Genomic DNA, 13,455 nt, shown 5'->3' on the forward strand with positions numbered 1-13,455 from the left:
TTACAAAATTATGTCAATCAATTTATTCGATTTAACTGGAAAAACAGCCTTAATCACTGGTGGAATTCACGGACTTGGAATGGCTATGGCCAAAGGACTTGGAAATGCTGGTGCCACAATTGTTGTAAATAACAACTCAGAAGAGGCTCTTATTGATGCTATTGCTGAATACAAAGCCTGTGGATTTAAGGCTTTTGGATATGTATTTGATGTCACCAAAGAAAATGAAGTGTTTGATGCCATACAAAAAATTGAAAGTGAAGTTGGTCCTATTGATATATTGGTAAACAATGCTGGTATCATCAAAAGAACTCCAATTGTTGATATGGAAGTATCTGATTTTAAAATGGTGATTGATGTTGATTTGGTGGGTCCTTTTATAGTTTCAAAAAATGTAGCAAAAGGGATGATTCAGAGAGGTGGTGGAAAAATTATCAATATTTGCTCTATGATGAGTGAATTAGGTAGAGATACTGTAAGTGCTTATGCATCCGCAAAAGGAGGATTAAAAATGCTAACCAGAAGCATGGCTACTGAGTGGGCAAAATTCAATATTCAAACAAATGGTATTGGACCTGGGTATTTTGCTACCAGCCAAACCGCTCCTATTAGAGTTGATGGACATCCGTTTAATGAGTTTATCATCAAAAGAACGCCTGCCGCACGTTGGGGAGAACCTGAAGATTTACAAGGTGCCGCAATCTTTTTAAGTTCTAAGGCAAGTGATTTTGTAAACGGTCATATTTTGTATGTTGATGGTGGTATTTTAGCTACTATTGGTAAACCTTCTAATGAATAAAATAATGAAAAACTATCGCATTTTATTTTTGGCAAGTTTTATATCATTGTTTTTTTCTTGCAATAAAGGTTCATCAAAAATTATAATCAATGTAAAAAATACCCTTACAATTAACAGACAATTTGAAACTGTTGAACTAACAAAAGAACAATTAAATTTAAAAGATTTACACCTTTACACAATTAAAGATGCAAAATCAAATGAAATTTTAGTCACACAAACTGTTGATTTAGATGGAGATGGAATCTCAGATCAATTGCTTTTTCAACCAAAAATAAAAGCAAATGATACCAAACATTTTGAAATTGTTTTAATTTCCAAAACCAAAAAAACTCCAGATACTATTCATTGCTACTCTCGATTTGTTCCAGAAAGAACAGATGATTACGCTTGGGAAAATGACAAAGTTGCGTTTAGAACTTATGGACCTACTGCTCAAAAAATGGTTGAAGAAAATATAAAAGGAGGAACACTTTCAAGTGGAATTGACGCTTGGTTGAAAAGAGTTGACTATCCAATCATTAATAAGTGGTATAAAAAAGATGCTGAAAAAAAAGGCAGCTATCATGAAGATTCTGGTGAAGGATTGGATAATTTTCATGTTGGTGTTAGCAGAGGTGTTGGAGGAATTGCAATTAAAGATGAAAATACCTATCATTATTCTAAGAATTTCTCCAAATGGCGAACCATTACAACAGGGCCAATACGCACAAGTTTTGTGTTAGATTACGAAGATTGGAAAGCCGGAGATAAAAACATCAGCGAATCAAAAACAATTACTCTTGATTATGGTAATAATTTTTCAAAATTTGATATTTCTTTAAAAGGATCAGCACAAATCTCTGTAGGATTGACATTGCACGAAAATGATGGCGTGGTAAATTCTGATAAAAACCATCATTGGGTAAGTTATTGGCAACCGCATGCAGACTCTGAACTTGCAACTGCCATAGTTACACAAAAAAACTATTTTGCAGGTGATGAAAAGTATGAAACATCATTAAAAGATGAAAGCAACGCATACATGCATTTAAATGTCATTAACAACAAGGTTATCTATTACGCCGGTTTTACTTGGAAAAAATCCAATCAGTTTAAAGACAAACTCGCTTGGGAAAATTATTTGAATGATTTTTCAAAAAAAATCAATAATCCGCTAATTATTGAAATTAAAAACAATCAAAAATGAGCAAAATAGTCACATTTGGAGAAATTATGCTTCGATTATCTCCGCCTGAATTTTTACGATTTTCACAAGCTTCACATTTTGATATTGAGTTTGGCGGAGGTGAATCTAACGTAGCTATTTCGTTGTCTAAATTTGGTCTTTCTACAGAATTTATTACACGACTACCTAATAATGATATTGGAGATTGTGCAAAAATGGAACTCAGAAAACACGGAGTTGGAGTTGATAAAATTGTATATGGTGGTGAACGTTTAGGGATTTATTTCTTAGAGACAGGAGCCATCTCAAGAGGCAGTAAAGTGGTTTATGATAGGGCACATTCGTCTATGGCAACCATTCAACCAGGTATGATTGATTGGGAAAAAGCATTAGATGGCGTCACTTGGTTTCACTGGACAGGCATCACTCCTGCCATTTCGCAAAGTGCTGCAGATGTTTGCTTAGAAGCTTTAAAAGTTGCAAGCGCAAAAGGAATTACCATTTCAACAGATTTCAATTACAGAGCAAAACTTTGGAATTATTGTGATGAAAATCTTCGAAAAAATATCATGACCGAATTAAGCTCTTATTGCAATATCATCCTTTGCAATCAAGAGGATGCCGCTGTTTTTTTTGGAATTCATCCCGCAAAATCAGCAACAGAAACTAACAGAGAAAATGATATTTTATCGGTAATTGAGCAACTTTTTAAAAAATTTCCGAACGCACGAAAAATTGCTACAACACTGAGAACTTCCATTTCAGCTTCGCACAATACTTGGTCTGCAATCTTGTGCGATAGAGAAAATACTTACAAAACAAAAACACATCAATTAAATCCGATTGTAGATAGAGTTGGTGGTGGTGATTCTTTCATGGCTGGTTTGATTTATGGATTAAATACGTACACTGACGATTATCAAAAAGCAGTAGATTTCGCAGTGGCTGCTTCTTGTTTAAAGCACAGCATTAAAGGAGATGTAAATCTTGTCTCTGTTGAAGAAGTTACCAAATTAATGGAAGGAGATTCCTCTGGAAAAGTAGCAAGATAAATTAAATAAAATGATCATAGATTCTCTTCACAACGCTTCAAAATACACCAACTTGCATCCTCTTTTTGCGAGAGCTTTTGATTATATTCAAAAAAATGATTTTTCATCAATCGAAAATGATGTCATTATAATTGAAGAGGGTTTAAAAGTAATTGTAAATACAGCTCAGGGCAAATCAAAAGAAATGAGTCTTACTAGTTTTGAGTGTCACAACCAAAACATTGATATTCAGGTATGTTTGCAAGGTACAGAAACTATGGGATGGAAACCTAGAGAAAAATGTAACAATCCAAAAGGCGATTATAGTCCAGAAAAAGATGTACTTTTTTTTGATGATGTCCCTGATATGTTTTTTCAATTAAATGTAGGTCAGTTTGTGATTTTTTTTCCAGAAGACGTTCATGCACCTATGATAAGTACTGATATAATTAAAAAATTGGTTTTTAAAGTTAAAATCTAAAAAAATGAGCAAAATTCAAGACGTCATCAATACCATTGTTCAACAAGGCATGCTTCCATTGTATTTCCATGCAGACGAAAATATCACTATAGACGTGCTGAGAGCTTTGTATCGCGCTGGCATAAAAGCCATAGAATATACAAGTAGAGGTGAAACTGCCGCAAGAAATTTTACCAAATTGGTAGCTTTGAGGAATGAAGAAATGCCCGATTTATTATTAGGAATTGGCACTATTAAAACTAAAGAACAAGCAGCAGCATATATTGAAATAGGTGCTGATTTTTTTATAAGTCCTGGTTTTGTGCCAGAGGTAGCTGCATTACTTAAAGAAAAGGAAATTTTATACAGTCCTGGTTGTATGACTCCAACTGAAATTATAGTTGCAGAAAATGCAGGCATAAAATTTATCAAATTGTTCCCCGGAAATATGTTGGGACCAGATTTTTTAAGTTCGATAAAAGATATTTTTCCCAACTTACTTTTCATGCCAACAGGAGGTGTAGATACAACTGCCGAAAACATCAATGCATGGTTTAAAGCAGGTGTTTCTGCAGTGGGTATGGGAAGTAAATTAGTGAGCAAAACACTCATGGCAAACAACGATTATGCAAGTATAGAATCTGAAACCAAAAAAGTATTGAGCCTGATTCAAACAATTAAAAATAACTAAACTAAGAAGCAATGACAACAACCAACACCACAATTGGCAAATACAGATGGACAATTTGTAGCTTGCTTTTTTTTGCAACGACTGTCAATTATCTGGATCGTCAGGTACTAAGTTTATTAGCTCCAAGTTTGTCTGAAGAATTTGGATGGTCTAATAGCGATTATGCGAATATTACAGCTGTTTTTCAATTTGTCTATGCAATCTCCATGATTTTTGCCGGAAGAATTATTGATAAATTAGGTACTAAAACAGGGTTTATTTTGGCAATTACAGTTTGGTCTTTAGGTGCTATTATGCATGCATATTCATTGCCAATTGGAACTGCTTTCTCAAAACTTATGGTATGGGTTGGATTGGGTGCTGTACCAATATCCATTGCAGGTTTTATGATTTCTAGGGCGGTTTTAGGATTTGGAGAATCAGGAAATTTCCCTGCTGCAATTAAAGCTGTTGCTGAGTATTTTCCTAAAAAAGAACGTTCATTTGCAACCGGAATTTTTAACTCAGGCTCTAATATTGGGGCAATTTTAGCTCCCTTAACAGTACCTGTTATTGCTGAATTTTACGGTTGGGAATTTGCCTTTATATTGATTGGTGCAGTAGGATTTGTATGGATAATTTTTTGGTATATTTTATATGATGCTCCCTCAAAACAAAAACGTCTGTCAAAAGCAGAGTTTGATTATATTCATCAAGATTCTGAAGAAGTAATCGAAACCGAAGAAAAAACGGTAAAAGTACCTTGGGTCAAGTTGTTAGGATACAAGCAAACCTGGGCTTTTGTATTTGGTAAATTTATGACTGACGGAATTTGGTGGTTTTTCTTGTTTTGGTTGCCAAAATATTTAGAAGCACAATTCAATATGAAAGGTACAGACATTGTACTTCCTTTAGCAGTTTTGTACAGTATGACCATGTTTGGAAGTATTGGTGGAGGTTGGTTTCCAATGTATTTTATCAACAAAGGTTACAATCCTTATATTGGTAGAATGAAAGCCATGTTTGTAATTGCATTATTTCCTTTGGTAGTTTTATTGGCGCAACCTCTTGGTTATATCAGTTTTTGGATTCCTGTTTTATTAATCGGAATTGGAGCATCTTCTCATCAAGCTTGGTCTGCCAATATTTTTACAACAGTATCTGATATGTTTCCTAAAAAAGCGGTTGCATCTATCATTGGAATTGGAGGAATGGCTGGTGGAATTGGAGGCGTTTTGGTCTCAAAATTAGGTGGCTATATTTTTGATTATTATGATGGATTGGGTCATATACAAACTGGTTATACCATTATGTTTGTACTTTGTGCTGTGGCCTATTTAATTGCTTGGTTTGTGATGAAACTATTGGTGCCAAAATACCGTCCAATTTCAGATTTATAAAATAAAAAATCTTGAGTTTTACCACTAAAATTTTAAAATAGAACACTTATAAAACCTCATAGAAAAAAAGGATTAAAAACTATTTTCTATGAGGTTATTATTTTAATTAAAGATAAAATCAAACAACCTCATCATCCTTTAAACTTCAAAACGGCACTTCGTCCTTTTTTAAAAATCTTGTTACTAGCGTGTTTTCCTTTGCGCAATTCTTTTTGAGTTTCGTAAGGCAAATGAATCATTTCTTGACATGCAGTTGAGCAGCAATTTTCCATTTTTTCAGCACATTCATCACATTGAATAAACAACAAATGACAAGCTTCATTGGCGCAATTGGTATGCGTATCTGCAGGTTTTCCACATTGATGGCAATGAGCAATCACATCATCAGTAATTTTTTCTGCTCTTCTGTCATCAAAAACAAAGTTTTTTCCAACAAATTTGTTTTCAATTCCTAAAGTATTTACTTGACGTGTGTATTCAATAATGCCACCTTCCAGTTGAAAAACATTTTTAAATCCTTTGTGTTTGTAATAAGCAGAGGCCTTTTCGCAACGAATTCCGCCAGTACAATACATCAATAAATTTTTATCTTCTTTGTGGTTTTTTAAGTCTTCTTCAATGATGTCTAAAGAATCACGAAAAGTGTCAACATCAGGTGTAATTGCACCTTCAAAATGTCCAATTTCACTTTCGTAATGATTGCGCATGTCCACACAAATTGTGTTTGGATCTTGCAATAACTTGTTGAACTCAGCTGCATTTACGTGTACACCAATGTTAGTTACATCAAACGTATCATCATTCAAACCATCTGCTACAATTTTGTTTCTAACCTTTACTTTGAGTTTTAAAAATGACTTATTATCTTGTTCAATAGCAACATTCAAACGGATATCTTTCAGAAAATCAATAGCATCTAATTGATTTTTTAATGCGTGCATATTTTCTGACGGAACAGATAATTGTGCATTGATGCCTTCATAAGACACATAAATCCTGCCTAAAACATCCAAGGTATTCCACTCTAAAAAAAGTTTGTTTCTCAGCAATTGAGGATTCTCAATTTTATGGTATTTGTAAAAAGAAATTGTGATGCGGTCTTTACCAGCAGCATCAATTAATGCAGCGCGTTCTTGTGCGCTTAACTTGTTGTACAGTTGCATGCTATACGTTTTTAAGTTAGACGTTATTTTGGTACAAATTTAGACAATTATTTGAATATACTAATCTTTTGATTAACAGCTATTTACTACTATAACGTTTTCTTAAATAAATAGTCAAAACCTAACATTTATCATGTTTTTAGGTGAATTGTGAGCCTAATTTTGTACTCATCAAAAAGTAAAAAAATAAATCTCAAATATATGGTCTTAGAAGAACTTGTAGCAATACAAACAGACAAAAAGAATTTTAAAAAAGGAATTTGGAATACAAAAATTAATGTACGTGATTTTATCGTACAAAACATCAACCCTTATTTTGGCAATGATGAGTTTTTAGAAGGTCCAAGTAAAAGAACGAATATCCTTTGGACTATTTGTAAAAAATTTACCAAAGAAGAACGTGAAAGAAATGGTGTTCACTCTGTAGATACAGAAACAATCTCGGGAATTGCCAATTTTAAAGCGGGGTATATTGACCCTGAAAATGAGGTGATTGTTGGTTTGCAAACAGACGTTCTTTTAAAAAGAGCGATGAAACCTTTTGGCGGATATAAAGTAGTACAAAAAGCCCTAGAAGAGCAAGGTTTACAACCTAGTGAAGAAATCAATACTTTATTTAGCAAATATGTAAAAACCCATAATGATGGTGTTTTTGATGTGTACAATTCCGAAATAAAAAAACTTAGAAGCTTAGGATTTTTAACAGGTTTGCCAGATAATTATGCGCGAGGAAGAATTATTGGTGATTACAGAAGAGTTGCTTTATATGGTATAGATCGTTTGATTGAAGCTAAAAAACAAGACTTAGCAGCCATCAAAGGCCCAATGACGGATGCTGTAATTCGTTTGCGCGAAGAAGTAGCTGAACAAATCAAAGCCTTGAAAGACATGATTGTGATGGGAAAACATTACAATTTGGAACTAAATCGTCCTGCAGAAAATGCTCAAGAAGCTGTTCAATGGACTTACATGGCGTATTTGGCGGCTGTAAAAGAGCAAGATGGTGCTGCCATGTCTTTAGGAAATGTTTCTACTTTTTTTGATATTTATATTGAAAGAGATTTAGAAAATGGGCTTATTTCTGAATCAGAAGCGCAAGAATATATTGATCAATTTGTGATGAAATTGAGAATGGTACGTCATTTAAGAATGGCGTCTTATGACGAAATTTTTGCAGGCGATCCAACTTGGGTTACTGAAGCAATTGGCGGAATGCTGAATGATGGTAGAACAAAAGTTACCAAAACTGCGTTCCGATTTTTACATACTTTATACAATTTAGGTCCATCACCAGAACCAAATATTACGGTTTTATGGTCGCCATATTTACCATCAAACTTTAAAAAATTCTGTTCAAAAGTTGCCATTGATACCTCATCAATTCAATTTGAAAACGATGTGTTGATGCGAACTCTTAGAGGCTCTGATGATTACGGAATTGCTTGTTGTGTGTCTTACCAAGAATTGGGAAAACAAATTCAGTTTTTTGGGGCAAGAACCAACTTGGCAAAAACACTTTTATTAGCTATCAATGGAGGAAAATGCGAAATTACAGGCGAAAAAATTGTTGACGGAATTGAACCTCTGCAAGGTGTTTTAGATTTTGATACAGTAATGGCAAACTTTAGCATTGCTATGAAAAAAGTAGCTCAAGTATATAATGATGCCATGAATATCATCCATTATATGCATGATAAATATTATTATGAAAAAGCACAAATGGCATTGATTGATACCAATCCTCAAATAAATATTGCCTACGGAATTGCAGGTTTATCAATTGTAGCAGATTCATTATCAGCCATTAAATATGCCAAAGTAACGCCTATTTTTAATGAAGAAGGTTTGAGTGTTGATTTTAAAATCGAAGGTAATTTCCCAAAATACGGAAATGATGATGATCGAGTAGATTTACTTGCCAAAAATGCCGTAAAAGCATTTAATGATGAATTAAAAAAATTGACGGTTTATAAAAACGCCGAAACAACCATGTCTGTATTAACCATTACATCCAATGTGGTGTATGGTAAAAAAACAGGTGCTACTCCAGATGGAAGAGCCTATGGAGTTGCTTTTGCTCCTGGTGCAAATCCAATGCATGGAAGAGATACAAACGGAGCTATTGCTTCTTTAAACTCAGTATCAAAAATTGATTATCGTGATTCTTTAGACGGAATTTCAAATACGTTTTCGATTGTTCCAAAATCATTAGGAGCAACCAAAGAAGAACAAATTGACAATTTAGTTAACACTTTGACAGGCTATTTTGAGCATGGTGCACAGCATTTAAATGTCAATGTTTTTGATAAAGAAACCTTGATTGATGCGATGGAACATCCTGAAAATCATCCACAGTTAACCATCAGAGTTTCTGGTTACGCAGTCAATTTTGTTAGATTGACCAAAGAACAACAAATGGAAGTAATCTCAAGATCATTTCACGAGTCTTTATAAATTGTAATTAGTTGATTTAGGGATTCAAAAAAGAATTCTTTTTTGAATCCCTTTTTATTTAAAAGAAAACCAAACACTATCAAAACAACAGAAAACATATTACGAGTTCATTCCATTGAATCTTTTGGGACTCATGATGGTCCAGGCATCAGAATGGTTGTCTTTTTACAAGGTTGCAAACTAAAATGTTTGTATTGCCACAATCCTGATACCATTGATACACAAGGTGGAGAAGATATCGAGATTGAAGAATTGGTACAAAAAGCCATCAGAATGAAATCGTATTTTGGAGAAACTGGAGGTGTTACTGTTTCTGGAGGAGAACCTTTGTTGCAAGCACATAATTTGGTTCACTTTTTTAAACGATTAAAAGAGGAAAATATCCACACAAATATCGATACCAATGGGCGTATTCTAAACCATCCTGTGATGGAACTGTTAGACAATTACGCAGATTTGATCATGCTTGATATCAAACACATGACTGAAGAAGGATATCAAAAAATAACAGGACAAAAAAATAAAGAAACTGCTTTTCATCTTGCAAAATACAGGGAGGCTTCTGGAAAAAAAATGTGGTTGCGTTACGTATTGATTCCCGGAATCACAAGCAGTCCTGAGTTGCTACATCAATTAGGCAACTATTTCAAAGATTTTACAACCATTGAGCAAATAGAAATTCAGCCTTATCACAAATTAGGTGTCCATAAATGGGAAGCTTTGGGTTGGGAATATGAGTTAAAAGATGCCAGAGAAAATACCCCTGAAGAATTACAAACTGCAAAATCAATTTTAGAAAACTACTTTAAAAAAGTAAAAATTAATTAATTATGATTGCACAAAAACTTAAAAACCGTTGGCTAATTGCAGCATCTGCAGTTGGAATTCACATTTCTATTGGCTCAGTTTATGCCTATTCTGTGATGACAAATCCTGTAAAAGATATTTTTGAAGTAGAGGGAAGTACTGTAAAATGGGCTTTTAAAATTGCTATTTTATTGTTAGGATTGTCTGCCGCATTTTTAGGAAAATGGGTTGAAAAAGTGGGTCCTAAAAAAAGTGGAATTACAGCAGGAATTTTATATGGAGCTGGAATTTTAGGTTCAGGTTTGGCAGTTCAATTCGGTTCTTTGTGGTTGTTTTATGCGTGTTATGGAGTTATTGGCGGAATTGGCTTGGGTATTGGTTACATAACTCCCGTGAGTACTTTGGTAAAATGGTTTCCAGACAGAAGAGGTTTGGCTACAGGAATGGCAATTATGGGATTTGGATTTGCAGCACTAATTTTTGGCCCAATCATGGCAAAATTATTTGAAACAGTGGGCGTTGCAAATGCATTTTATATTTTAGGAACAATTTATACTATTATCATTTTAGCATCCGCTAGTTATATTGAAAGACCTCCTGTTGGCTATTTTCCTGAAGGATTTGAAGGTGAAGCAAAAAATGCCATAAAAGAAGATATTTCGAATGTTACTGCCAATGAAGCACTAAAATCTGAACGATTTTATTACATATGGTTGATGATGTTTATCAATATTTCTTGCGGAATTGCCATCATTTCTGCTGCAAGTCCCATGATGCAAGAAAAACTAAATTATACCTCTATGCAAGCAGCAACAATTGTTGGATTTATTGGAGTTTTCAATGGCTTAGGAAGGCTTTTATGGTCAACCCTTTCTGATTATTTAGGAAGAGCAAACACCTATATATTGTTTTTTGCATTTCAAATTTTGGCCTTTTATCTATTACCAAAAATAGGAATTGAAAGTGTGTTTTTATTAGTGCTTTTTACAGTTATTACTATGTATGGTGGAGGATTTGCAACATTACCAGCATTTTTAGGCGATTTATTTGGCACCAAACAATTAGGCGCAATTCATGGATATGTGTTAGCAGCTTGGGCTTTAGCTGGTGTTGCAGGCCCAACTATTTACGATTTGGTAAAAGAGCAAACAGGATCTCTTGATACAACATTATTGATTTTTGCAGGCTTATTTGTAATTGCTTTTATCATCTCAGTTTTAATGAAATTTTCTATTTTAAAATCTGAAAAACAAAGAATTAAGGAGTTAAGTATTGCATAAGTATATTGTCTTTTTAATTGAAAAGTTAAATTTTAAACACCACAAATTTAGTTGCTCTAATTTTAAACTTTAGCGAATTTTTGGTATTGATCACCCAATTTGTCCTTCAATTTTTTAGCATCTTTGCACTCATAATTTTTTGAAATTTTATTTACAATGAAAATAGCAGTTGTTGGTGCCACAGGAATGGTTGGCACAGTTATGTTAAGAGTTCTAGAAGAACGCAATTTACCAATCACAGAATTGATTCCTGTTGCATCTGAAAAATCTGCAGGTAAAAAATTGACTTTCAAAGGTAAAGAATACACGATTGTAACCCTTGAAGAAGCTGTTGCATTAAAACCACACATTGCATTATTTTCGGCAGGAGGTGAAACTTCGTTGCAATGGGCTCCAAAATTTGCAGCTGTTGGTACAAAAGTGATTGACAATTCTTCTGCTTGGAGAATGGATGTTGATAAAAAACTGGTAGTTCCTGAAATCAATGGTGATGTGTTGACAAAAGACGATTATATCATTGCGAACCCTAATTGTTCTACCATTCAATTGGTAATGGCTTTAGCACCTTTACATCAAAAATATCAAATGAAACGCGTGGTGATTTCTACCTATCAATCTGTTTCTGGAACTGGAGTAAAAGCGGTGCAACAATTGGCAAATGAAGAAGCCGGAATTGATGGCGAAATGGCATATCATTATAAAATTGGTAGAAATGCCATTCCGCAATGTGATGTTTTTTTAGAAAATGGTTATACCAAAGAAGAAATGAAATTGGTAAAAGAACCAAAAAAGATTTTACGTGATGATTCTTTTTCGGTAACTGCTACTGCTGTTCGAATTCCGACTGCTGGAGGACATTCAGAAGCTGTGAATGTGCAATTTACGCATGATTTTGATTTGGATGAAGTTCGTCAAATATTAAGTGAAACTCCTGGAATTGTTGTGCAAGACGATTTGGCAAACCATATTTATCCAATGCCAATTACTGCCAATGACAAAGACGAAGTTTTTGTAGGACGAATTCGAAGAGATGAATCTCAAGAAAATACCTTAAATTTGTGGATTGTTGCTGACAACTTACGCAAAGGTGCTGCAACAAATACAATTCAGATTGCTGAATATTTAATCGCACACAACTTGGTATAATTTTAATTTTTATAATGTCAACATTTTATAAAACCACTATTAAAGAAATTACACACGAAACCGCATTTGCGGTTTCTGTGTTATTCCAAATTCCTGAAAATCAAGAAAAAACTTTTCAATTTACAGCAGGACAATACATCACCTTGCAAAAAGAAATTCATGGTGAATTGGTTAGAAGAGCTTATTCAATTTGTTCAACCCCACAAAGTGGCGACCTAAAAGTTGCTATTAAAGCTGTAGAAAAAGGAGTATTTTCTAGCTATGCAACATCCGAATTAAAAGTGGGTGATAGTATTGAAATTTCAGCTCCTGAAGGTCGTTTTCAATTGCAACCAAAACCAAACAAAAATTATATTGCTTTTGCTGCAGGAAGTGGAATTACGCCGATTTTATCGATGTTGAAAACCGTTTTAGAAAACGAACCAAGTGCTAGTTTTACACTCGTTTATGGTAATAGAACTGTGGCAGAAACCATGTTTTATGAAGAATTGTTGCAGTTTAAAAAACAATATTCAAACTTTCATTTAGAATTTATTTGTAGTAGAGAGCGTCAAGAAAATGCCTTATTTGGTAGAATTGACAAAGCATTTACCAACTTTTTTATCAAAAATAAATACAAAAACATTTCTTTTGATAGCGCTTATTTGTGTGGTCCTGAAGAAATGATTCACACAGTTTCTGACACCTTAAAAGAAGCCGAATTTCCATCAGAAAACATTCATTTTGAATTGTTTACAACTTCTGAAAACGAAGAAGAAGCCTCAAAAATAAAAGACGGAACTACTGAAATTTCGATTTTACTGGATGATGAAACTACCACATTTACCATGACTCAAACTGATACCATTTTGGCTGCTGCTTTGCGACATCATGTAGATGCACCTTATTCTTGTCAAGGTGGTGTTTGCAGTTCGTGTTTAGGAAAAGTTACAGACGGAAAAGCTGTAATGGTCAAAAACTCTATTTTAACAGACAAAGAAGTTGCTGAAGGATTTATTTTAACCTGTCAAGCACATCCAATAACACCAAAAATAACAATTGACTTTGATGACGTATAAAATTTGTATTTTTACGCTC

General features: G+C 33.9%; 12 protein-coding genes. 11 read left to right on the top strand and 1 reads right to left on the bottom strand.

All coding sequences use genetic code 11. From position 1 onward, the window contains the following. Positions 1-10: 10 nt before the first annotated feature. Genes WHA43_RS07250 through WHA43_RS07275 form a run of 6 tightly spaced genes read left to right on the top strand, consistent with a single transcriptional unit; the run spans position 11 to position 5,528 of the window. Positions 11-799: a gluconate 5-dehydrogenase gene (locus tag WHA43_RS07250; RefSeq protein ID WP_105046419.1), complete on the top strand. Its 789-nt coding sequence runs from the start codon at positions 11-13 to the stop codon at positions 797-799. A 4-nt stretch (positions 800-803) separates the two neighbouring features. Continuing rightward, positions 804-1,988 carry a DUF4861 family protein gene (locus WHA43_RS07255; protein WP_105047324.1) on the top strand — a complete coding sequence of 395 codons (1,185 nt, stop codon included), beginning with the start codon at positions 804-806 and terminating at the stop codon, positions 1,986-1,988. Then, entirely contained in the window at positions 1,985-3,019 is a 1,035-nt protein-coding gene (locus WHA43_RS07260) for a sugar kinase (RefSeq protein WP_105046420.1), read from the top strand. The genes WHA43_RS07255 and WHA43_RS07260 overlap by 4 nt, the downstream gene beginning before the upstream one ends. A gap of 10 nt (positions 3,020-3,029) precedes the next feature. After that, a complete protein-coding gene (locus tag WHA43_RS07265; protein WP_105046421.1) occupies positions 3,030-3,479 on the top strand; it encodes a YhcH/YjgK/YiaL family protein in 450 nt (149 codons plus the stop codon). A 4-nt stretch (positions 3,480-3,483) separates the two neighbouring features. Next, entirely contained in the window at positions 3,484-4,149 is a 666-nt protein-coding gene (locus tag WHA43_RS07270) for a bifunctional 4-hydroxy-2-oxoglutarate aldolase/2-dehydro-3-deoxy-phosphogluconate aldolase (RefSeq protein WP_105046422.1), read from the top strand. Between the two features lie 11 nt (positions 4,150-4,160). Further along, entirely contained in the window at positions 4,161-5,528 is a 1,368-nt protein-coding gene (locus WHA43_RS07275; protein ID WP_105046423.1) for an MFS transporter, read from the top strand. A 131-nt stretch (positions 5,529-5,659) separates the two neighbouring features. Here the strand turns inward: WHA43_RS07275 and WHA43_RS07280 are convergent, their stop codons facing one another. Next, positions 5,660-6,691 (bottom strand): rhodanese-related sulfurtransferase, encoded by a 1,032-nt coding sequence (locus WHA43_RS07280; RefSeq protein WP_105046424.1) that lies wholly within the window; start codon positions 6,689-6,691, stop codon positions 5,660-5,662. Between the two features lie 201 nt (positions 6,692-6,892). Here WHA43_RS07280 and pflB point away from each other — a divergent pair, with 201 nt between their 5' ends. The 5 genes from pflB to WHA43_RS07305 all read left to right on the top strand — a co-directional run bounded on the left by pflB (position 6,893) and on the right by WHA43_RS07305 (position 13,436). Next, entirely contained in the window at positions 6,893-9,145 is a 2,253-nt protein-coding gene (gene pflB, locus WHA43_RS07285) for a formate C-acetyltransferase (RefSeq protein WP_105046425.1), read from the top strand. 42 nt (positions 9,146-9,187) lie between these two features. Further along, complete coding sequence (pflA, locus tag WHA43_RS07290; protein WP_226742857.1) at positions 9,188-9,973, top strand: pyruvate formate-lyase-activating protein; 786 nt, start codon at positions 9,188-9,190, stop codon at positions 9,971-9,973. A gap of 2 nt (positions 9,974-9,975) precedes the next feature. Then, the gene (locus WHA43_RS07295) at positions 9,976-11,232 is read left to right on the top strand and encodes an L-lactate MFS transporter (protein WP_105046426.1); all 1,257 of its coding nucleotides are present in this window, start codon (positions 9,976-9,978) and stop codon (positions 11,230-11,232) included. A 156-nt stretch (positions 11,233-11,388) separates the two neighbouring features. Then, positions 11,389-12,378: an aspartate-semialdehyde dehydrogenase gene (locus tag WHA43_RS07300; RefSeq protein WP_105046427.1), complete on the top strand. Its 990-nt coding sequence runs from the start codon at positions 11,389-11,391 to the stop codon at positions 12,376-12,378. A gap of 14 nt (positions 12,379-12,392) precedes the next feature. Continuing rightward, the gene (locus WHA43_RS07305) at positions 12,393-13,436 is read left to right on the top strand and encodes a ferredoxin--NADP reductase (protein ID WP_105046428.1); all 1,044 of its coding nucleotides are present in this window, start codon (positions 12,393-12,395) and stop codon (positions 13,434-13,436) included. The last annotated feature ends 19 nt before the right edge of the window (positions 13,437-13,455 follow it).

Source organism: Polaribacter gangjinensis (assembly GCF_038024125.1).
Classification (GTDB): domain Bacteria; phylum Bacteroidota; class Bacteroidia; order Flavobacteriales; family Flavobacteriaceae; genus Polaribacter; species Polaribacter gangjinensis.